16 protein-coding genes are annotated in these 21,848 nt (G+C 53.5%); 13 read left to right on the top strand and 3 right to left on the bottom strand.

Annotated elements, in window-relative coordinates; all coding sequences use genetic code 11:
• Positions 1-12: 12 nt before the first annotated feature.
• The 13 genes from murD to ligA all read left to right on the top strand — a co-directional run bounded on the left by murD (position 13) and on the right by ligA (position 16,796).
• On the top strand, positions 13-1,332 hold the full coding sequence (murD, locus tag ABXT40_RS03025) for a UDP-N-acetylmuramoyl-L-alanine--D-glutamate ligase (RefSeq protein WP_443646365.1): 1,320 nt from the start codon (positions 13-15) through the stop codon (positions 1,330-1,332).
• Positions 1,325-2,449, top strand: coding sequence for an FtsW/RodA/SpoVE family cell cycle protein (locus tag ABXT40_RS03020; protein WP_443646364.1), 1,125 nt, complete (start codon positions 1,325-1,327; stop codon positions 2,447-2,449). The genes murD and ABXT40_RS03020 overlap by 8 nt, the downstream gene beginning before the upstream one ends.
• Complete coding sequence (locus ABXT40_RS03015; protein WP_443646362.1) at positions 2,446-3,561, top strand: UDP-N-acetylglucosamine--N-acetylmuramyl-(pentapeptide) pyrophosphoryl-undecaprenol N-acetylglucosamine transferase; 1,116 nt, start codon at positions 2,446-2,448, stop codon at positions 3,559-3,561. Before ABXT40_RS03020 ends, ABXT40_RS03015 begins: the two co-directional genes overlap by 4 nt.
• On the top strand, positions 3,558-4,979 hold the full coding sequence (murC, locus tag ABXT40_RS03010; protein WP_443646361.1) for a UDP-N-acetylmuramate--L-alanine ligase: 1,422 nt from the start codon (positions 3,558-3,560) through the stop codon (positions 4,977-4,979). Before ABXT40_RS03015 ends, murC begins: the two co-directional genes overlap by 4 nt.
• Positions 4,976-5,893, top strand: coding sequence for a UDP-N-acetylmuramate dehydrogenase (gene murB / locus ABXT40_RS03005; RefSeq protein ID WP_443646360.1), 918 nt, complete (start codon positions 4,976-4,978; stop codon positions 5,891-5,893). The genes murC and murB overlap by 4 nt, the downstream gene beginning before the upstream one ends.
• Complete coding sequence (locus ABXT40_RS03000; protein WP_443646359.1) at positions 5,890-6,801, top strand: D-alanine--D-alanine ligase; 912 nt, start codon at positions 5,890-5,892, stop codon at positions 6,799-6,801. Before murB ends, ABXT40_RS03000 begins: the two co-directional genes overlap by 4 nt.
• Positions 6,789-7,598, top strand: a complete 810-nt coding sequence (locus tag ABXT40_RS02995; RefSeq protein ID WP_443646358.1) for a cell division protein FtsQ/DivIB — start codon at positions 6,789-6,791, stop codon at positions 7,596-7,598. The genes ABXT40_RS03000 and ABXT40_RS02995 overlap by 13 nt, the downstream gene beginning before the upstream one ends.
• On the top strand, positions 7,595-8,893 hold the full coding sequence (gene ftsA, locus ABXT40_RS02990; protein ID WP_443646357.1) for a cell division protein FtsA: 1,299 nt from the start codon (positions 7,595-7,597) through the stop codon (positions 8,891-8,893). The genes ABXT40_RS02995 and ftsA overlap by 4 nt, the downstream gene beginning before the upstream one ends.
• A gap of 170 nt (positions 8,894-9,063) precedes the next feature.
• Entirely contained in the window at positions 9,064-10,851 is a 1,788-nt protein-coding gene (ftsZ, locus tag ABXT40_RS02985; RefSeq protein WP_443646356.1) for a cell division protein FtsZ, read from the top strand.
• A gap of 234 nt (positions 10,852-11,085) precedes the next feature.
• Positions 11,086-12,048 carry a UDP-3-O-acyl-N-acetylglucosamine deacetylase gene (gene lpxC / locus ABXT40_RS02980; protein ID WP_443646355.1) on the top strand — a complete coding sequence of 321 codons (963 nt, stop codon included), beginning with the start codon at positions 11,086-11,088 and terminating at the stop codon, positions 12,046-12,048.
• 171 nt (positions 12,049-12,219) lie between these two features.
• Entirely contained in the window at positions 12,220-13,032 is an 813-nt protein-coding gene (locus ABXT40_RS02975) for an outer membrane protein assembly factor BamD (protein ID WP_443646354.1), read from the top strand.
• 2 nt (positions 13,033-13,034) lie between these two features.
• Positions 13,035-14,696, top strand: a complete 1,662-nt coding sequence (recN, locus tag ABXT40_RS02970; RefSeq protein WP_443646353.1) for a DNA repair protein RecN — start codon at positions 13,035-13,037, stop codon at positions 14,694-14,696.
• A 3-nt stretch (positions 14,697-14,699) separates the two neighbouring features.
• A complete protein-coding gene (ligA, locus tag ABXT40_RS02965; RefSeq protein ID WP_443646352.1) occupies positions 14,700-16,796 on the top strand; it encodes an NAD-dependent DNA ligase LigA in 2,097 nt (698 codons plus the stop codon).
• Between the two features lie 37 nt (positions 16,797-16,833).
• Here ligA and ABXT40_RS02960 read toward each other — a convergent pair whose 3' ends face one another.
• Genes ABXT40_RS02960 through ABXT40_RS02950 form a run of 3 tightly spaced genes read right to left on the bottom strand, consistent with a single transcriptional unit; the run spans position 16,834 to position 21,763 of the window.
• Entirely contained in the window at positions 16,834-18,606 is a 1,773-nt protein-coding gene (locus ABXT40_RS02960; protein WP_443646351.1) for an aminopeptidase P family protein, read from the bottom strand.
• Complete coding sequence (locus tag ABXT40_RS02955; RefSeq protein ID WP_443646350.1) at positions 18,603-19,529, bottom strand: 50S ribosomal protein L11 methyltransferase; 927 nt, start codon at positions 19,527-19,529, stop codon at positions 18,603-18,605. The genes ABXT40_RS02960 and ABXT40_RS02955 overlap by 4 nt, the downstream gene beginning before the upstream one ends.
• Complete coding sequence (locus tag ABXT40_RS02950; protein ID WP_443646349.1) at positions 19,526-21,763, bottom strand: ATP-dependent helicase; 2,238 nt, start codon at positions 21,761-21,763, stop codon at positions 19,526-19,528. The genes ABXT40_RS02955 and ABXT40_RS02950 overlap by 4 nt, the downstream gene beginning before the upstream one ends.
• Positions 21,764-21,848: the final 85 nt, after the last annotated feature.

The raw sequence follows: 21,848 nt of genomic DNA, 5'->3' as shown, positions 1-21,848 counted from the left end.
GGAATGGCCTGAATGCTGGTTCCACATGACATGAACGGACAGACAGTCGGGGTCTTAGGCCTTGGCGGATCCGGTGTTGCCGCAGTTGCCGCATTGCGGGCAGCCGGCGCGCATGTCGTTGCCTTTGATGATGGAAAATGCCAGCAAGATCTTCCGGCAATTCAAATGACCGATTGGCGCGAGTGGCCGTGGCAGGATATGGCGGCAATGGTGATCAGCCCGGGCATCCCGCATCTTCATCCAAAGCCGCATCCTGCAGCAGCCCATGCCAACAGCCTTCAAATTGACGTGATCAGCGAAGTCGAACTCGCCTTGCGGGCAAAACCAAAAGCCCAGCTTGTTGTGGTCACTGGCACCAACGGTAAATCAACAACAACAGCGCTGATCGGCCATTGCCTTGCAACCGCCGGACGCGCCCATGCGATTGGCGGTAATCTAGGTGAGCCAGCCTGCTCGCTTGATGATCCGGGCAAAGATGGCGTTCTTGTTCTTGAACTATCCTCTTATCAGCTGGAAACCACCCCATCATTGGCACCCGACATTTCGATCCTGCTGAATATCAGCCCCGATCACCTTGACCGGCATGGCGGCATGAATGGTTATATCGCGGCCAAGGCCGTGGTTCTTGACCAGCTTGGGGCAGATTGCCTAGCGATTATCGGCGATGGTGATGAGCATGTAAAAGCGCTTGCCGCCGCAACCCGCAAGCGCGGAATCAAAACCATGATTGCCAGCCCCGATGACGCCCCGGATGCACAGTGTCATTCAGCATCGCTTGCCGGATTGCATAATGCCGAAAACGCCGCTGCCGCAGCCTTTGCGCTTGCCGCGCTTGGGCTTGATATGGCGATGATCAATCGCGGCGTCAAAAGCTATTCCAGCCTGCCGCATCGTCTGCAAACCGTTGCCCGCTGTGGTAAAATCCAGTTTGTGAATGACTCAAAAGCCACCAACGGCGTTGCCGCGGCAAAGGCATTGTCGGCCTTTGATGATATTTATTGGGTGGCTGGCGGTCTTGCCAAACAGGACGGGCTGGCACCGGCGATGCAATATCTTGGCGCTGTCAAAAAAGCCTATCTAATTGGCACGGCTGCCGCCGAATTTGCCAAAAGCATTGATGGACAATGCCCAGCAGCGATTTGTGGTGATCTGGAAAAAGCCACACGCGCCGCATTTGATGATGCCAGCGCAGCAATTGATGGTGGCACCATTCTTTTGGCACCGGCGGCAGCATCATTTGATCAATTTACCAGCTTTGGTGCGCGCGGCGATGCCTTTGCCGCGCTTGCCCAAAATCTTTGCGCCAACACCGCAGGAGGCAATCATGCTTGATCGCACCGATCGTTCGCTTGTTGGCATCTGGTGGTGGACTGTTGATAAATGGCTTTTGGCCAGTGTCTTGCTGTTAATGACCCTTGGCGTGATTTTGGTAATGGCCGCCAGCCCCGCGGTTGCCAGCCTGATCAATCTATCATCTCAACATTTCATCGTGCGCCAGCTTATCTATCTTGCACCGGCATTGCTGATCATGCTGTCGGTTTCAATGCTTGAACCGCGCCCCATTCGCGCCTTGTCGCTTGTCGGGCTTGTTCTGGTGATTGGGTTGATGATCCTTGCCATTGTTGCTGGCAGTGAAATCAAGGGCGCCACAAGATGGATATCAGTTGCAGGCTTTACCTTACAGCCATCTGAATTGGCGAAACCTTTATTTGCAATTGTTTCGGCATGGTTGCTGACGCTTTGGCGGGAGGGGCAGGATTTCCCGGGCTGGGCCTATGCGTCAGGTCTGGCCGCAATCATTGTTGGCATTCTTGTCGCTCAGCCCGATATCGGCATGACCGCTTTGATCTTGATGACATGGGGCTTTCAGATGTTCCTTGCTGGCATGCCAATGTTGTTTGTCATTGGTGCTGCCGGTTTGGCACCCGTTGGGTTCTATCTTGCCTATTTGAACCTGTCGCATGTTCAGCTTCGTGTTGATAAATTCTTTGAAGGTGGGTCATGGCAGGTTGAACGCGCCAAAGAAAGCTTTGCCGAAGGCGGCTATTTTGGCGTTGGACCGGGTGATGGCGTGGTCAAGCTGCATCTACCTGACGCCCATTCCGATTTCATCTTTGCCGTTGCTGCCGAAGAATATGGCGCCATCGCTTGTCTGGCGCTTTTGGGGCTATATGGATTTGTGATCATTCGCGGTTTTGCCCGCGCCCTGTCGGGTGAAGGACTTTTCTGTCTGATCGCCACAGCCAGTCTGGTCATGCAATTTGGCGTTCAGGCCAGCATTCATATGGCATCATCGGTCAATCTGATCCCGACCAAAGGCATGACCCTACCCTTTATCAGCTATGGCGGCTCATCCTTGCTGGCAAGCAGTCTAACCATGGGGCTGATCCTTGCCCTGACCCGCAAACGCACCACGATTGATCACTTTGCCGATGGAGGCCAGTCATGAGCGCGGGCATCATCTATCTTGCCGCAGGGGGCACAGGCGGCCATATTTTTCCGGCACTTGCCGTTGCCGAAGCGATGAACGCCAAGGGCTATCAAACCTGTCTGTTTACCGATAAACGCGGCGCGGCACTTTTGGCCGATATCAAAAAACTGCCAGTTCGTCTTCATGTGATCAGCGCAGCCTCACCGTTTCAATCGGGCATTTTCCGCCGGATCATGGCGCTTACCAAACTTGGCATGGGGGCGTTATCCTGCCTGTGGCATATTGGGCTTCGCCCACCAATGGTGATGGTCGGCTTTGGCGGCTATCCATCTTTTGCACCGCTTTTGATTGCGCGCCTTTTCGGCATACCGGTAATGGTGCATGAACAAAATGCCTATCTTGGACGCGCCAATCACGCCCTTGCCACCCGGGCGCGGCTCATCGCGCTTAGCTGGCCACAAACAAAAAATCTACCTGATGGTGTGGCAACCCATATTACCGGCATGCCGGTTCGTACCGCCTTTTTTGCCAAACGGCGGCCAAGCTGTGCTGGTGATAAGCTGGTTCTTAGCGTTCTTGGTGGATCACAAGGTGCAACCATTCTTGGCACGCTTATGCCGGATGCGCTGGAAATGATTGACCCGCCATTGCGCGATAATATCAAAATCTATCAGCAAGCCCGCCCCGAACAGATTGACAATCTAAAAGCGCGTTATCGTGCCTTGGGAATCACAGCATCGATCAAACCATTTTTCACCAATATGCCAGATCTTTTGGCCAAAAGTGATCTTGTGATCAGCCGATCAGGGGCATCTTCAATTGCCGAAATTGCCGCAACCGGGCGCGCCTCATTGATGCTGCCGTTGCCAAGCGCGATGGATGACCACCAAAAAGCTAACGCCCTGCAAATGGAACAGGCAGGCGGCGGCTATTGCCTTGACGAAGCCACGATCAGTCCTGCCTTTTTGGCAACACGCATCATGCAGCTTTTTGAAGCCCCTGCCGAGCTTGGCAAGATGGCCGCCAATGCCACCAGCTTGGCAAGCCCACAAGCCGCCAGTGATATTGCCGATCTTGCCGAAGGGCTGATCACCAAACGCAACGCACCAAATTTAGGAGCTGTCGCATGAGTGAATTGCCTCTATCCATCGGCACCATGCATTTCACCGGCATTGGCGGCATCGGCATGAGCGGGATCGCCGAGATTCTGTTCGAGCTTGGCTATGCTGTTCAAGGAAGTGACATGTCAGATAATGCCAATGTCAGACGGCTGCGCGACAAGGGCATTCCGGTTATTACCGGCCAAGCTGCGGAAAATATCGATAATGCGGCCTTGGTGGTGATTTCAACCGCGATCAAACCTGACAATCCCGAAGTGGTTGCCGCCCGTGCCAAATTCCTGCCAGTCGTGCATCGCGCCGAAATGCTTAGTGAATTGATGCGGCTTCGCTGGTCTATCGCCGTTGCCGGAACGCATGGCAAAACCACAACGACCAGCCTTGTTGCTACCTTGTTAAACAGCGCCGAGATTGACCCGACCGTTATCAATGGCGGCATCATCACCGGATGGGGCAGCAATGCGCGTCTTGGCAAAGGAAGCTGGATGGTGGTCGAAGCCGATGAAAGCGACGGATCTTTTGCCAAGCTGAAACCAACCGTTGCCGTGGTCACCAATATTGACCCCGAGCATCTTGATCATCATGGCAGTTTTGAAGCGCTGGAAATCGCCTTTTTGAATTTTGTGGCCTCGATCCCCTTTTACGGCTTTGCCACCCTCTGCATCGATCACCCGTCGGTTCAGCGCCTTTTGTCAGGCATCAAAGACCGCCGGATCATCACCTATGGCATGAGCGCCAATGCCGATGTGCAGGCCATCAATCTTCGGGTTGATCAGGGCGCCATGCTGTTTGATGTCCAGCTATCTGACCGTATTCAGGGCGATAGTGCCGCCCTGCAAAATGTTCGGTTCCCGATGCTTGGCGATCATAATGTGCAAAACTGCCTTGCGGCCATTGGTGTGGCGTTGGAAATGAATATTGATGCATCACGCATTCTTGGCGCATTAGCCGCATTTGGCGGGGTTGGCCGCAGATTTGAAACCAAAGGCGTCAGCAATGGCGTCACCATCATTGATGATTACGGCCATCATCCGGTTGAAATAAAGGCCGCATTAAAAGCGGGAAGAATGCTTAGTGGTAATCACAAGCTGATCGCCGTTGTTCAACCGCACCGCTATAGTCGCCTTGCCGATCTATTTGCCGATTTCTGCAGTTGTTTCAATGATGCTGACGAAGTCTTGGTGGCCGATATCTATGCTGCTGGCGAAGCCCCAATTGACGGCGCTGACAAGGCATCCTTGGTTGCCGGATTGCGCGATCATGGGCATAAGGCCGCTGCCGGCCTTGATGGGCCAGAAACGCTGGCCACCGAAATTGCCGCACGCACATCACAGGGTGATGTGGTGATGTGTCTCGGCGCTGGCGATATCACCGCATGGGCCGCCGCCTTGCCGCATCAATTAGATAAATTGGCAGGAGAGAGCGCATGACCTCGATCCTTGACCGGCTTCCAAAAGTGCGCGGAAGCTATACGCCAAATGATTTGATGGCACGCCATACTTGGTTTGGCGTTGGCGGGCCTGCCGATATTCTGTTCAGCCCGATTGATGAGCAGGATCTTGCCGCTTTTCTGGCCGATTGCCCCGATGATATTCCGCTAATCGCCGTTGGCGCCGGATCGAATTTGCTGGTTCGTGATGGCGGTGTTGCTGGTGTCGTGATCAAGCTTGGCACCCATCTGAATGCCATCCGCCATGACGGTACGCGCATCACTGCCCAAACCGGCGCAACCGATGCCGATGTGGCGCGCTATGCGCAAAAGGCTGGCATTGCTGGTCTGGAGTTCCTGATTGGCATTCCGGGAACGATTGGCGGCGGCCTGCGAATGAATGCTGGTGCCTATGGAAGCGAATTTAAAGATGTAACAAGTCTTGCGCATGGGTTTGACCGTGCTGGCAAGCCTGTCACCGCCACGCCAAGCGCGATGGGCATGGCCTATCGCCACAACGACGCACCAGCTGATTGGATTTTCACCTCTGCCGAATTACAGGGGCATGATGGTGATCCGGCTGCCATCAAGGCGCGGATGAAAGACATCATTGCCAGTCGCGGCGAAGCGCAACCACGCGGCGTCCGAACCGGCGGCAGTACCTTTGCCAATCCTGATGGCGGCAAAGCATGGCAGGAAATCGAAAAGGCAGGCTGTCGCGGGCTTCGCATTGGCGGTGCCCAAGTGTCGGAAAAACATTGCAATTTCCTGATCAATACAGGCACCGCCACCGCCGACGATATCGAAACGCTGGGCGAGACGGTTCGCGGGCGTGTGCTTGCCGGCGGCGGGCCATCATTAAGATGGGAAATTCGCCGCATTGGACGCAACCAGACCGAGGGGGCAACCGAATGACCGATAATCGTGACCGCGTCGCCGTTTTGATGGGCGGATGGACATCTGAAGCCGCGGTTAGCCGCGTTTCGGCAAGCTTTTGCGGGCAAGCCGCACGCAATGCCGGCTGGGATGCGATCGAAGTTGAGGTTGACCGCGACATTGCTACCAAACTGAAAGAGCTGAACCCGTCACGCGCCTTTAATGCGCTTCATGGACAGATTGGCGAGGATGGTAATATTCAGGGTCTGCTGAATATCATGAATATCCCCTATACCCATAGCGGCCTGACCGCATCGGCCATTGCCATGGACAAGCTTTTGGCGAAAACACTTCTTGCCGGTGCCGGTATTTTGGTGCCGCCAACCTTGGCCTTGATCGAAGATAGCCATGTCTATCCTGAAGGCAGCATCGGTGCGCATGTGATCAAACCGCGCAATGACGGATCGAGTTTTGGCGTGGTAATTGTACCGGATGCCAAAGCGCGGCCACCTGCCCGCAACACATGGCCTGCGCATACGCAACTGATTTGCGAGCCTTATATCCACGGCCGCGAATTAACCGTTTCGGTTCTTGATGGCACCGCACTTTGCGTTACCGAAATCACTTCCGAGCGCGAATTTTACGATTTTGATGCAAAATATGCCGTTGGCGGATCAAAACATATTCTGCCTGCCGATATTCCGGAGCCAGTTAGCCTAAAAGCCTGTCTTTGGGCCGAACATGCTTATCGCCAGCTTGGGTGCCGCGGCATCATCCGCGTCGATTATCGCTGGGATGATAAAAATGACCAGCTATTCATGCTTGAGGTGAATACCCAGCCGGGCATGACCGCAACATCGCTTGTGCCTGAACAGGCACGCTTTGTCGGCATGTCGGGTGAAGAGCTGGTGAATCATCTATTGGAGATTGCACAATGCGACGACTGATTGGATGGATCAAACCACAACCGCACAGCCTGTCGCCGCAGACCAGCTTGTGGCGCAGGGTCAAGATTGGCTTTGTATCGCTTTTTGCCGTTGCAACAGCAAGCACGATTGGCATGGCGATGCTGGATCGTAAAAAGCTGAGCAATGATCTTTTGACAATCAGCGGGAATGCCGGATTGGTGGTGACCGATATTCAGGTACGTGGCCGCGCCCACACGCCACAATCGCGCCTGTTGGCAGCGTTGAATTTGCAAATCGGCGCGCCAATCCTTGGCATTGATCTGCAAAATCTGCACCGCAATATCAGCCAGATTGGCTGGGTTGAGGATGCCATTGTTGAGCGCCGCCTTCCCGGCACGATTCGTATCACCCTTCTCGAGCGTGTGCCAATCGCTCTGTTGCAAAACAATGATAAACATAAATTGATTGATCGAAGCGGTGCCATTATTAATGGCGCTGATCCAAGCCAATTCACCCATCTGACAGTTGTTGCCGGTGACAGCGCCGCGCCGCATGCTGCCGCCATTTTATCGATTTTGAAAACCGAACCGGAATTATTCAGCGAAGTATGGGCGGTAAGCTATCGCTCAAAACGGCGCTGGGATGTTCATCTGAAAAACGGCATGGAAGTGCGGCTTCCCGAAATTGATCCCGTATCAGCATGGTCACGCCTTGCAATGATTGATCGCAAAAAAGCCATCACCCATCGCGATCTGGCCGTCATTGATATGCGCGTTCCACAACAATTGATTGTCGAGCCAAATATTCCGGTAAGAGGAAGGGGAAGCAAAACATGATCCTCAGCAAAACCAAAGCCATTACACGGCGTCCCTTTGCCGTTCTGGATATCGGATCATCAAAAATCTGCTGCATGATTGGCGAGGCCGATGGCGCGGGCGGGGTGCGGCTTCTTGGTCATGGAACGCATGCCTCAGCTGGCATCCGCGGCGGCGAAGTCAGCGAATTAGAAGCACTAAGCACGGTGATTGGCAAAACCGTTCAAGCGGCCGAGCGCGATGCCGGTATTTCGGTTACATCAGTCACGGCTGTTGCCCCGGGCGGGACACCGTTTTCAAGCATCTGCAAAAAATCGGTCAAGCTAAGTGATGCGGTAGTTCGGCGGCGTGATATCGACCGGCTAATGGCGCGCAGTGACAATGGCAATATTCCAGAAAACTATCAGCCAATGCATCTTCAAACCCTGCAATACGGGCTTGACGATGTGCGCGGCATTGCCGACCCGCGCGGCATGCGCGGCACCAATCTTTCGGTTGATTACACGCTTGTTTGCGGCCTTCGCACCTCGCTTGCCAATTTGAGTGAAGCCCTGGCGTTAAACCATCTTGAAACTGATCGGTTTCTGCATTCAGCCTATGCAAGCGGTCTTGCCTGTCTTAGTGCCGAAGAGCGCGATCTTGGCAGTGTCATTGTCGATATGGGCGGCGGCACAACGTCAATTGCCATCTTTATGGAAGGCAAGCTTGTTTATGTCGACACGATCAAAATTGGCGGCAACCGCGTCACCACCGACATTGCACGCATTCTATCAACCCCGCTTGCCGATGCTGAAAGGCTAAAGGCGATTGACGGATCGGTCATGCCAACCGACATAACCGGCGTTGCCCCGGACTCACTTCGCGAAGTCGTTCGGCTTGGCCGCAGTGACAATATTACCATTCCCGCGCTTGGCACGACCACCGAAGTGGCCGGTCAAACCATTGAACGCAATTTGCTAAGCGCGATTATCCGGCCGCGCATCGAAGAAATTCTGGAATTATTGCATGGCCGTATGGAACGCGCCCGCATGGAACATACCGCTGGCAGCCGTTATGTGCTGACCGGCGGTGCCAGCCAGCTTACCGGCCTTGCCGATCTATTTGCCAAACAGGCAAAGAAATCGGTCGGGCTTGGCAGACCTATCGGTATTGCCGGTCTTGACGAGGATAGCAGCGGCCCCGGCTTTGCCGCCAGCATTGGCGCGCTGATCCATGTCAGCCGGATTGAGGAAAATGACCCAACAGACAGGCAGACCCGCACCCTGCCGCATGGGCCATTTGAACGTATAGGTGCGTGGCTTCGTGACAATCTGTAAGCGAGGAGACGATTGATGATCATATGTTCAAACCCAATTTTCCGCTGGCGACCCGCCCAGCACCATCTAGGACTCCAGCAGATTTGCCCTGCCGGCTCCGCCAGCCTATTGCGCCCAAGCAAGTCTATTTCAACGCAGAATATCTCAATCCTTAATGAAGGGAGTCAGTCATGACCATCAACCTTACCGTTCCACAAACAATGCAAGAGCTTCGTCCCCGCATCACCGTTGTTGGTGTTGGTGGCGCTGGCTGTAATGCCGTGAATAATATGATCAACGCCAATCTTGAGGGTGTTGATTTTCTGGTCGCCAATACCGACGGTCAAGCGCTTGCCCATTCGCTTTCAAGCCGGAAAATCCAGCTCGGCAGTGCCATCACACAAGGTCTTGGTGCAGGATCAAAGCCCGAGATTGGCCGGTTGGCCGCTGAAGAAAGCCTGCAAGATGTGATGGCTGAATTGGCTGATTGCAACATGGTGTTTATCACCGCAGGCATGGGTGGCGGCACCGGCACAGGCGCCGCACCAGTTATTGCCCGCGCTGCTCGTGAACGCGGCATTCTGACCGTTGGCGTTATTACCAAGCCATTTGAATTTGAGGGCCAGCGCCGGATGAAACAGGCCGAAGAAGGCATTGAAGAATTGCAGGCCTATGTTGACACGCTGATCGTTATTCCAAACCAGAATCTGTTCAGACTGGCGAATGAGCGTACCACCTTTGCCGATGCGTTCCATATGGCAGATGCGGTTCTGCACCAAGGCGTTTGCGGTGTCACCGATCTGATGATCAAGCCGGGTCAAATCAATCTTGATTTCGCCGATATTCGCGCCGTTATGGGCGAAATGGGCAAGGCAATGATGGGAACTGGCGAGGCATCAGGCGACGCGCGTGCAACGCAGGCCGCCGAAGCCGCAATCAATAACCCGCTTCTGGACGACACCACAATGAAAGGGGCCAATGCGGTTCTGATTAACATTACCGGCGGTCTTGATATGACCCTGTTTGAAGTTGACGAAGCTGCCAACCGTATCCGCAAAGAAGTTGATCCGGATGCAACCATCATCTTTGGTTCGGCCTTTGACGATAAATTGGAAGGCGTGATGCGTGTATCGGTTGTTGCAACCGGTATTAGCGGTGCGAGCCAGATCAATAGCCGCCCAAGCATGATGCCGCAAAAAACCGAGGCCGTTGAGCCGCGGGTAAGCACAATTCTGCCAAACCCGCTCAGCAGCTTCTTAAGCCCAGCGCGTGAAGCAGATGCCCAACCAGCCGCTGAAACAATGGCTGCAACAAAGGCTGAAACAATGTTTGACGATCAGAAAATGGTTACAAACAGCGATCTTGCAACCGCCCCAACAATGGCCGGTGACACTGCTGATACGCTCGACAGCCAGCTTAGCAACGAGCTTGCCAGCGAAGCGATTGCAGAAGTAATCAACACGGCTGACGATACCAACCAGCAGATGGATATCGATGATGCCATCAATGCCGCCTCAAAAGATGCGGCACCGGCTGATCTTGACACGCCAGCATCAATTGACAATGGCACGCCATCGGCATTGGGGGATGCGCCAACAATGCCGTTAACCATTGCCAATGACGAAGCGGCAACAGCACGGGCAAAGTTTATTCCGGCAGCACCAACAAACATGCCGGACGAAGAAAGCGTCGATGTGGCAGCCCAGACACCGGTCACACGCCCATCAAGCCTGATCAATAGAATTTCCGGATTATGGTCAAGCAAGCCGCAAAGCCAACCTGCCGGATCAAGCGATCAAAGCCGCAGTGAGCCTGCCTTGGACGAAGCTGCAGCCAAAGAGCAGATTGCGGTTTCAATCCTTGATTTGTCACGGTCTGACATGGTTGGAAAAGGGTCAGACACAACCCCCGCAAAGGCACCAAATGCTGACGAAGATGATCTTGATATTCCGGCATTTTTACGCCGTCAGGCCAATTAACAATGTAGCAATGGCAACCACTTGCCATTGCTACAAACTGTAACCAAATGTGATTTGGAATGACCTGAGGAAAAGGGTAGTATTTTTTCAGGTTTTCATATGGCTCATTACTTTATGGCTAGGTCGGTCAAACCTTAGCCAGTCAAGATCAGCCTTTGAATTGAAAAAGATGTATTTCCGCGATCGGGTTATCCCCCTCGTGATGGCAACAGATGAGAGAGTTACCGCCGCCCCATGCCTGATACGCTTTCCTACAATATGTTTGTTGAACAGCTGTTTCAAACAACGGTTCGCCAGATCGCGCACCTTGAAGGCATCGGTCTGCATTCGGGGCGGTTTGTCCGCATGGCCATTTGCCCTGCCCCTGCCAATAGCGGCATAAAATTTCGCCGCATTGATATTGATGGTCAGCTACAAACGGTGATTGCCCATGCCAGCTATGCCGAACGCGCACGTTTATGCACACGCATTGTGAATAGCGAAGGCATCACGCTTGAAACCATCGAACATCTGATGGCCGCCTTTGCCGGTGTTGGGCTTGATAATGCCATCATCGAAATTGACGCATCTGAAGCGCCCATTCTGGATGGCAGCAGCCAGCCTGTTCTGGACGCGCTGACCAATGCTGGTCTCGAAATTCTGCCAGCGCGGCGCAAATATATGATCGTCACCAAACCGCTTGAGGTTCAGCTTGATTGCGGCGCATGGGCGCGGCTTGAGCCAGCCGACCAATTGCAAATTGATGTTAAAATTGAATTTGATGATAGCGCCATAGGCAATCAAAGCTTTAGCTATAGCCATAGCGATGGCAGTTTTGCTGCCGAATTGGCAACCGCACGGACATTCTGCCAATTGCGGGATGTTGAATTGATGCAGAATGCCGGACTAGCGCTTGGCGGGTCATTGAACAACGCCATCGTTGTTGATAATGGCCAAATATTAAATGAAGGCGGTTTGCGTATTGAACGTGAATTCGTGCGTCACAAGGTGCTTGACTGTCTTGGCGATCTGTTTTTGATCGGTATGCCGGTCAAAGCGAAAATGACCGCATCACGCCCAGGCCATGCGCTTAGCACCAAATTGGTGCAAACATTATTGAATGACCCAACCGCTCATAAGGTGATCGAGGCTGGTAGTCAACATAGCCGGTCAGATAGCTTTGCCATGCCCGATCTTGCCGCCGCCGCAATGGCCTAGGCAAAGGCCGGTTGATATCTGGCAAAACAGCCTAAAACCCATGCAAATTTTCGTGAATATGCTACCATGCGCAACGCGCTCTTTTCAGTAAGCTTTTATCGGGCTATTGTGGGGCTATCGGGATTTATCTATCCCTTTTATCTTTATCGTAAGCCGCCAGCGGAGCCGGATGTGACCAGTCAAAAGAAAATCCTGATGTTTGCCGCCTGCTGTCTTGTCGCCGCATGTTCAACCAGCCCCGAAATTGTTGAACAGGTCGAACAGCCGGTTGATGTTTTATATCGTGACGCCCTGAATACGGCCATCGGTGGTGATCCAAAAGCAGCTGCGCCCAAATTTGAAGAAGTTGAACGCCAGCACCCCTATTCCGATTTGGCCACCCACGCCCAGATCATGGCGGCATGGTCATTTTACGAGGCTAATCAATATGCACGCGCCATTTCAGCACTTGATCGGTTTGTCGAGCTAAACCCAGCCGACCTGATGGTTGAATATGCCTATTACCTGAAGGCCTTGAGCTATTACGAACAGATTGTCGATGTTGAGCGCGATGCGGAAATGACCAAATTGTCATTTGCCGCCTTTGAAGAACTGGTTCGCCGCTTTCCCGAGGGCACCTATGCCCGTGACGGCCAGTTGAAAATCGACCTGACAAAGTCGCATCTCGCTGGCAAGGAAATGGCGGTTGGCCGGTTTTATCTGGAACGCGAGCAATATACCGCCGCGATCCGCCGCTTTAATATCGTTATCAAGGCCTATGATACCACCAATCAGGTGCCTGAAGCCTTGTACCGGACTGCCGAAGCCTATTATGCGCTTGGCCTTTCCGATCAATCCGAGCGTCTTTATCAGGTTGCCCAATATAACTATCCGGAATCCATCTGGACGGAACGGCTGGCCAATTTGCGTGCCGACCCAGAACAACCCCCAGAAAAGGGTATGTTTGAGCGATCCATTGACGTGATTACCGATATTTTTAACTGACCATGCTGCAAAGCCTTACTGTTTCCAACATTGTCCTGATCGAGCAATTAACTTTGCAATTCGCACCGGGGCTGACGGTACTGACTGGCGAGACCGGTGCTGGCAAATCGATTCTGCTTGATGCGTTGGGGCTGGCGCTGGGCAGCCGCGCCGATTTTGGACTGATCCGGCAAGGGCATGACCAAGCCCATGTAAGTGCCAGCTTTGCGCTTCCGGCAAATCATCCAGCATGGCAGCTTGTCGAAGAGGCAGGCATCATGCAAGAAGATGAGATGATCCTGCGCCGCCGCCTGAAAAGTGATGGCAAATCATCAGCCAGCATTAATGACATCGCCGTATCGGTTGGTCTATTGCGACAGGTCGGTGATTTATTGGTTGAGATTCAAGGCCAGTTTGAAGGGCGCGGCCTTTTGGATATTTCGACACATATGACGCTTCTTGATCGCGCCGCGGGACATCGTGATTTACTGGCCAAAACCAAAGAAGGCTGGCAGCAATGGGATATCGCCCGCAAGGCACTGGAGGCAGCGCGTGATGCGCTTGTCAAAGCCAAGGCCGAAGAAGACTGGCTTCGTGACGCGGTTGACGCGCTTGATCGGCTTGCCCCCGAAATTGGCGAAGAAGACAGCCTGATCGCCCAGCGCACCCTTTTGGCTAATGTGTCAAAAATCGGTGAAAGCCTGTCTTTGGCTGAAGAGGCTGTTTTTGGCGAGCTTGGCGCACAAGCAGGGCTTGGCCGTGCCCTAGCCGCATTGGAAAAAGTCGCACCGCTTGCTGGTGGCAAGCTAGATCAGGCGCTTGACGCATTGGCACGCGCTGATGCCGAACTTAGCGAGGCGAACAGCGCCATTCAATCTGCCGGACATGCGCTTGAGGCCAATCCTAACCTGCTGCAACAGCTCGATGACCGGCTTCATGAATTGCGTCAACAGGCGCGCAAACATAATTGCGGCCTTGATGATTTGCCAGCAATCCACCAAACATTGGCAAGCAGGCTTGCCGCTATTGAAGATGAATCCGGCATGCTTGGCAAGCTTGGTGAGACAGCACAAAAATGGCAGGATTACTATCTGGATATGTCACGCCAGCTTGATGCCAGCCGGAAAAAGGCGGCCATCAATCTTGATAAGGCCGTGCTTGCCGAATTGCCGCCACTCAAACTTGATGGTGCGCGATTTACCACCGCCATCACCCCACTTCATGATGCGCAATGGGGGCCGCGCGGCACCACCGCCGTCCGCTTTGAAGCCAGCACCAATGAAGGCATGAATGCAGGGCCAATTGACCGCATTGCCTCAGGTGGTGAATTAGCCCGCTTCTTGCTTGCGCTCAAAGTCTGTTTGGAAGAAAGCAGTCATCCGCGAAGCCTGATTTTCGATGAGGTCGATTCAGGTGTTGGCGGCGCTGTTGCCGCTGCGGTCGGTGATCGGTTATCCCGCCTTGGTGCCAGCACACAAACCCTTGTCATCACGCATTCACCGCAAGTGGCTGCCCGCGCCAACCAGCATTTGCGCATTGCCAAAACCGCCACTGATAGCGGCGTTGTTAGTGCCACACGCGCGTTAAGTGACGATGAAAGAACCGAAGAAATCGCGCGTATGCTGGCCGGCGAAACAGTCACCGCCGAAGCTCGAGCCGCCGCCGCCGCGCTGCTGGAGGGTTAGGCAATGACAAAACCCGCTTTCAGCCTTGGCACCGACGATCCAGCAAAGATGGATTCGGGCTCGGCCGCCACTGAACTGGCCGGCCTTGCCGCCGAAATTGCCCGCCATGACAAGCTGTATCATGGTCAGGATGCCCCCGAAATATCCGATGCAGACTATGACCGGCTGGTGGCGCGCAATCGCGCCATTGAGGCAGCCTTTCCGCTGCTTGTCCGGCCCGACAGCCCAAGCAGGCGCGTTGGCACTGATCTACCAGCCCAAGGCCAGTTTGGCAAAATTCGCCATGCCCGCCCAATGCTGTCGCTTAGCAATGGCTTTAGCGATGAAGATATCAAAGATTTTGTCACAAGGGTTCGCAAATTTCTGTCTTTGTCCGACGCTGATCCTGCGCAATTTGTTGCCGAACCCAAAATTGACGGCCTGTCGCTAAGCCTTCGTTACGAAAATGGCAAGCTGGTTCAAGCAGCAACGCGCGGCGACGGTGCCGAAGGCGAAGATGTCACCGCCAATGTCATTCAGATTGCCAGCCTGCCAAAACAGCTTTCCGGGTCACCACCGGCAATTTTCGAGGTGCGCGGCGAAATGTTTATGGATCGGCATGATTTTCTAGCGCTCAACACAGCACAGGAAACGAATGAGAAAAAGATTTTTGCCAATCCGCGCAATGCGGCCGCAGGATCACTTCGGCAAAAAGATGCCGGTATCACCGGCAAGCGCAATTTGCAATTTTTTGCCTATTCGATTGGCGAGACAAGCGCCCCCATTGCCGGAACCCATTGGGGAGTTCTGGCGGCGCTTCGTAATTTCGGATTTTCGGTAAATGATTTATCACACCGATGCGATGATGTTGCCGATTTGCTGGCCACCTATCAAATGATTGGTCGTCAACGCGTTGATTTGCCATATGATATTGACGGTGTGGTTTATAAAATTGACCGGCATGATTATCAGCAACGGCTTGGTCAAGTTGCCCGCGCCCCGCGCTGGGCAATGGCGCATAAATTCCCCGCTGAACAGGCCGAAACCGTGATTGATGCCATTGATATTCAGGTTGGCCGCACGGGCGCGCTTACGCCCGTGGCACGGCTTGCCCCCATTTCGGTTGGCGGGGTCATTGTCTCAAACGCAACTTTGCATAATGAAGATGAAATCGCGCGCAAAGATATCCGGATTGGCGACCGCGTCATAATCCAGCGGGCTGGTGATGTGATTCCGCAAATTGTCAGGGCGCTAAGTGACGCCCGCACAGGAAATGAGACCATCTTTGATTTTCCTGAATCATGTCCGGTTTGCCATGCTGCCGCAATCCGGCCCGAGGGCGAAGCGGTGCGGCGATGCAGTGGCGGGCTGAATTGCGCCGCCCAGCTGTTTGAAGGGCTAAAACATTTTGTTGCGCGTGATGCCCTTGATATCGAAGGCCTTGGCGCCCGCCAGATCGAACAATTTATTGACCTTGGCTGGGTTCAAACACCAGCTGATATCTTCCGGCTTGGCGACAAATCAGCGGCCATGGCCGCGCTTGACGGATATGGCGATTTATCAATCAAGAAATTGCTATCAGCCATTGCTGTTCGGCGCGAAATTGGCCTTGAACGCTTTATCTATGCGCTTGGAATAAGACAGGTTGGACAGGCAACGGCGCGTCTGTTGGCGCTTCATTACGGATCTGTCGAGGCAATGATGGCAGCGCTGAATCCCGATGCCGATCTTGACGCGGCGCATCAGGCGCTTGTTGAAATCGACCAGATTGGCGCGGCAATGGCTAATGACGTCACCGCCTTTTTCGGCAATCCTGACTTGTATCAATTGATTGTTGATCTTGTTGTAGAATTGACCATTTTACCGCCTGAGCGCCCTGCCGAAAACAGCGCGATTAGCGGCAAAACAATCGTGTTTACCGGCACCTTGACCCGCATGTCACGCGCCGAGGCCAAAGCCAAAGCCGAATCTCTTGGTGCCAAAGTATCAGGCACTGTTTCAGCAAAAACCGATTTTTTGGTCGCGGGTGCGGATGCCGGATCAAAAGCTCGCAAGGCAGCCGATCTTGGCATTACCGTTCTTGATGAAGATGGCTATTCGGCGCTGCTTGGCAACCAATAGCATCTTGCCACTATCGCCCTGCCAGTATCGTTTAAATCTATATCGGGCGGCAGGCGGCCTCTAACCATGATTTGGCCATTGGCGATAGATGTGCGTGTAATTGTTCATAAACCGCGCGATGATAGCGGTCAATCCAGTCTATCTCGCCAGCATCAAGACGCGTTTTATCAATCAGACGGCGATCAAGCGGGCAAAGAGTGATTGTTTCAAATTCCAGAAACCCGGTTTGTTTTACTGATGTCACGACGATCAGATTTTCAATCCGAATGCCCCAATCACCTGTCTGGTAATAACCCGGCTCATTCGATAAAACCATGCCCGCTTCAAGCGCCACGTCACCCCGTTTGGAAATGCTGGCAGGCCCTTCATGAACCGATAAAACATGACCAACACCATGACCGGTGCCATGCGCAAAATCCAGCCCCGCCGCCCATAGCGGCGCGCGTGCAATCGCATCTAGCTGTTTGCCATTCGTGCCTTCGGGAAATTTCGCCACGGCGAGGTGAATAAGGCTTTGCAGAACATGGCTATAGGCCGCAACCGCGCCTTTGGGCGGGGTTCCAATCGCGATGGTACGGGTGATATCTGTTGTGCCATCACGGTAATGGCCGCCCGAATCCAACAACAAAAGATCATCGCTTGCCAGTTCGCGATCTGCCCCCGCAATGGCCCGATAATGCACAATGGCGCCATTCGGGCCTGATCCGGCAATGGTGTTAAAGCTTGGTGCTAGAAACCCGTCTTGCTGTTGGCGAAACGCCAGTAATTTATCGGCAAGATCACTTTCGGTAATGCTAGAAGACGGAGTGGATACTGCCTGATCAAGCCAGCATAAAAATTCAACCATCGCCGCACCATCACGCTGATGCGCGGCGCGAAACCCGCGCAATTCAGCCGGTGTCTTGCAGGCTTTTTCGATGGTCAGCGGACAATCGGCCTCAAATGTTTGCACACCGCTTGCCACAATCTGTTCAAACAGCATTTTGGGAAGGCTTGCGGCTTCAATCATCAAACGGCCATCACCCATATCACCAAGCATTCCTGGCAATTGGGTCAAAGGCGCAACGGTGATATCGGGCGTTAAAACCGACTGAAGGCGCGATTGATCACCTAAAATGCACAGACCGGCTTCGCGGTGATACAGCGCAAAACAGAGATTGACCGGCGTACAGGGCAAATCCCCGCCCCGCATATTCACCAGCCAATTCACCGAATCCACCCGCGTTAGCAGAACCGCAGCGCAATCTTTGGCATCAAGATAGGCGGCAAGATCATCGCTCTTTTCGGCAAGTGACTTACCGGCATTTTCAATCGGCATCTGCCAGCTTGCCGCTGGCGGCAAAGTCGGCCGATCATGCCATTGCTGATCAAGCAGGTTTGCGTGGTGACAAACAAGTGTTCCACCTGCCGCAAGAACCGATTTTTCAAAGCGTCTAAAGCCTGAAACCGTGACCAGCCTTCCATCAATGGCGATGATTGAACCACTGGCTAACCCCGCTGTTTTCAGCCAATCTTCGAATGTCACATCGGGGATTGTGTTGCAATCCCAATCTGCCGAATTGGTTTGTGCGGGCATTTGCAAACTATAGCGGCCATCACTAAACAGCCCCGCCCGATCGCCAAGCACCACCGCAAAGCCAGCCGATCCAGTAAATCCGGACAAATAGGCAAGCCGCTCATCACCGGCCGGCACTTCTTCGCCCTGATACATATCTTCGCGGCCAATAATCCAGCCATCAAATCTAGCCGCAGCTATTGCGCTGCGCAGCGTTTCTAACCGCTTGGCGCGGGTTTGATCCTGCTGGCTCACCGTCCACTCCATAATTGCGGCATTGTGCCTGCCGCCGATGGCCGCATGATGATTGTTGTCCAATCGCCAATACGAATTCGGTGCCACACACGAAGCCGCTGCTGCCGATAGGCCGCCTCAACTGTGGTTGCCTGCCCATTTAGAATACCCGACAAAATAAGCCACCCACCCTTGGCCAATCGCGGTGCAAGATCGGGTGCCATCCGGCATAGCGGCCCCGCCAGAATATTGGCAAGCACCAAATCATACGGCGCATGATTGCAAACAATGCGGCTGCCAAATCCTTGCGAAACGGCAAACCGCATTTTTGCCGGCGCAATGGCGTTCAGCGCCCGATTATGCGCCGCAACCCGAACCGCAACCGGATCATTATCAGCCGCAATTGTCTGACAGGATGGCCAAAGCCGCGATGCCGCCATTGCCAGAATTGCCGACCCACAGCCCATATCGAGAACCCGCCGTGGGGCAATCCGCCGGATCATCTGCATTGCGCGCAAACAGCCCTCGGTTGTCGGATGCGTTCCCGAGCCAAAGGCCAAGGCAGCATCAATCAACAAAGGCAGGCTCGCCACCGGACGGGGCGTGGTGACATGACTTCCGTAAACCCAGAAACGGCCAATATGCAATGGCGGAAAGGCAGCACGATTTTCGGCAAGCCAGTCGCGCTGTTCAACCGGTGATATGGTGATTGGCACTGGGGTAATCGATTTATGCTGATAAAGCGGTGCCAGCATCTGATCAATCTTGGCCACATCAGGGGTGAAGGTGAACAGGGCTTCGATCTGCCAATCACCAGTATCATCGCGCTGGAAAGATGTGGCGGCGCTGTCCAAAAGCTCGCTAAAAACACCTTCAAAGGCAGCTATTGCCCGATCATCAAGCCGCGCCGGCAAGGTTAAAACGACAGATTGAAGCGCGGTCATGGCTTGCTCACAAATCCTGAAACGACCTTTTTATGGCCTGCTTTATCAAACGCAATCAATAGCTTGTCTCCATCAATTGTCAAAATATTGCCCATGCCAAATTTCTGGTGAAACACACGGTCGCCGATTGTAAATTCGGTCTTGTTATTGGCTGGTTCCCAATTGCCATCAGCCGGTTCGGCGCGCCGTGCCGCCATCCGTCGCCACCCCGCACCATAGCCGCCATTCGCGCCAAAGCCATTCGTACCCGACGCATCACCAAGGCGCGCCGCGGTCACACGGCCAAGCCTCATGCCTTGTTCTATATCTTCAATAATATTTTCAGGCGGCAATTCCTGAACAAAGCGTGATGGAATTGACGATTGCCACTGGCCATGAATCCGCCGGCTATTGGCAAAGCTAATGAAAAGATCGCGCCGCGCTCGGGTGATACCAACATAGGCCAAGCGGCGTTCTTCTTCGAGACCAACAGCGCCATTTTCATCCATTGTGCGCTGGCTTGGGAAAACCCCTTCTTCCCAGCCGGGTAAAAAAACCGCATCAAATTCTAGCCCTTTTGCCGCATGAAGCGTCATTAGCGTCACCTCGCCATGCTCAGGGTCGGCATCACCATCGGTAACAAGCGCGATATGTTCCAAAAACCCCTGAAGCGAGTCAAAATCCTGCATTGCATTGATCAATTCGGTCAGATTCTCCAGCCGGCCCTCAGCATCGGGTGATTTATCAAGCTGCCACATTTGTGTATAGCCCGATTCATCAAGCACCATTTTGGCAAGATCCGCCTGATGCGTTGATCCGGCAAGATCGCGCCAACGTTTGATATCCTGCACAAAACTGCCAAGCGCGTTACGTGCCGCAGGACGCAATTCTTCGGTTTGCACAAGATCAATCGCCGCCGTCAAAAGCGGCTTGTCCGACGACCGCGCCTGAATATGAACCACCTGCAAACTGGCCGTACCAAGGCCACGCTTTGGCGTATTGATAATCCGCTCAAACGCCAGATCATCGGCGGGTTGGGCGATAAGCCGCAAATAGGCAATGGCATCGCGAATTTCTGCGCGTTCATAAAACCGCGCACCAACCACCCGATAAGGAAGGCCAATCGCAATAAACCGTTCTTCAAATTCACGGGTTTGAAATCCGGCACGAACCAGAACGGCGATTTGCGAGAGATGAACACCATCTTTCATCATTGTTTCAATCTGGCTGGCGATATTTCGCGCCTCGTCAGGCCCATCCCAATAGCCATTGACCCGCAGTTTTTCGCCGTCATCTGCCGATGTATATAAGGTTTTGCCAAGCCGCGTTTCGTTATGCGCGATGATTTTGGACGCCGCTGCCAGAATATGGCCGGTTGACCGGTAATTTTCTTCAAGCCGAACCGTCTTGGCACCGATGAAATCGCTTTCAAAGCGCAAAATATTGCCAACTTCGGCACCACGCCAGCCATAGATCGACTGATCATCATCGCCAACACAGCAAAGATTGTTCCGGTTGCCGGTCAATAGCCGCAACCATAGATATTGCGCAACATTCGTATCTTGATATTCATCAACCATAATATGGGTGATGCGGTTTTGATAATCGGCCAAAACATCGGCATGGGTGGTGAAAATGCTTAGCATGTGAAGCAGCAAATCACCAAAATCGACAGCATTCAGTGTAATGAGGCGGGTTTGATAACGTTCATAAAGCACCCGAACACGCCCATTGGCAATATCACCAGCCTCGGCGAGCCCCACTTTTTCTGGCGGCAGCCCACGGTCTTTCCACCGCGAAATCACCCCGCCAAGCATTCGCGCTGGCCAGCGTTTGGAATCAATATCTTCGGCTTCCATCAATTGTTTCAGCAGTCTGATCTGATCATCAGTGTCGAGAATGGTAAAATCAGACCGCAAACCAACAAGATCGGCATGGCGGCGCAACATTTTGGCAGCAAGCGCATGAAACGTGCCAAGCCATACTTGCTCGACCATCGGCCCAACCAGACCAGCAACGCGCAATTTCATCTCACGTGCAGCCTTGTTGGTAAAGGTCACCGCCAAAATATTCCACGGCTTTGCGGTGCCGCTGGCAACCAATTCAGCAAGGCGCGAGGTCAACACACGCGTTTTACCGGTACCGGCACCCGACAAAACCAACAATGGCCCATCAAGGGTTTTCACAGCTTCGCTTTGTGCCGTATTAAGCCCATCAAGCCATGGGCTGGCTGGCGTTTTTACAAGTTCGTTCATGATGTGTTCAAACTCGCAAATGCAGATGGGTGGGTCAATCGCAATGCGATGTCTTGGGTCACTTATTTTTTCATAATTTTGCCTA

This window comes from Candidatus Ponderosibacter sp. Uisw_141_02, assembly GCF_048087665.1.
Classification (GTDB): Bacteria; Pseudomonadota; Alphaproteobacteria; order Puniceispirillales; family Puniceispirillaceae; genus UBA3439.
This window is presented reverse-complemented; position numbering and strand designations above follow the sequence as displayed.

What these genes read in the sequence shown, in the direction of transcription:
- murD (WP_443646365.1), top strand. Translation starts at nt 13, where the DNA reads ATGCTGGTTCCACATGACATGAACGGACAGACAGTCGGGGTCTTAGGC.
- ABXT40_RS03020 (WP_443646364.1), top strand. Translation starts at nt 1,325, where the DNA reads ATGCTTGATCGCACCGATCGTTCGCTTGTTGGCATCTGGTGGTGGACT.
- ABXT40_RS03015 (WP_443646362.1), top strand. Translation starts at nt 2,446, where the DNA reads ATGAGCGCGGGCATCATCTATCTTGCCGCAGGGGGCACAGGCGGCCAT.
- murC (WP_443646361.1), top strand. Translation starts at nt 3,558, where the DNA reads ATGAGTGAATTGCCTCTATCCATCGGCACCATGCATTTCACCGGCATT.
- murB (WP_443646360.1), top strand. Translation starts at nt 4,976, where the DNA reads ATGACCTCGATCCTTGACCGGCTTCCAAAAGTGCGCGGAAGCTATACG.
- ABXT40_RS03000 (WP_443646359.1), top strand. Translation starts at nt 5,890, where the DNA reads ATGACCGATAATCGTGACCGCGTCGCCGTTTTGATGGGCGGATGGACA.
- ABXT40_RS02995 (WP_443646358.1), top strand. Translation starts at nt 6,789, where the DNA reads ATGCGACGACTGATTGGATGGATCAAACCACAACCGCACAGCCTGTCG.
- ftsA (WP_443646357.1), top strand. Translation starts at nt 7,595, where the DNA reads ATGATCCTCAGCAAAACCAAAGCCATTACACGGCGTCCCTTTGCCGTT.
- ftsZ (WP_443646356.1), top strand. Translation starts at nt 9,064, where the DNA reads ATGACCATCAACCTTACCGTTCCACAAACAATGCAAGAGCTTCGTCCC.
- lpxC (WP_443646355.1), top strand. Translation starts at nt 11,086, where the DNA reads ATGCCTGATACGCTTTCCTACAATATGTTTGTTGAACAGCTGTTTCAA.
- recN (WP_443646353.1), top strand. Translation starts at nt 13,035, where the DNA reads ATGCTGCAAAGCCTTACTGTTTCCAACATTGTCCTGATCGAGCAATTA.
- ligA (WP_443646352.1), top strand. Translation starts at nt 14,700, where the DNA reads ATGACAAAACCCGCTTTCAGCCTTGGCACCGACGATCCAGCAAAGATG.
- ABXT40_RS02955 (WP_443646350.1), bottom strand. Translation starts at nt 19,529, where the DNA reads ATGACCGCGCTTCAATCTGTCGTTTTAACCTTGCCGGCGCGGCTTGAT.
- ABXT40_RS02950 (WP_443646349.1), bottom strand. Translation starts at nt 21,763, where the DNA reads ATGAACGAACTTGTAAAAACGCCAGCCAGCCCATGGCTTGATGGGCTT.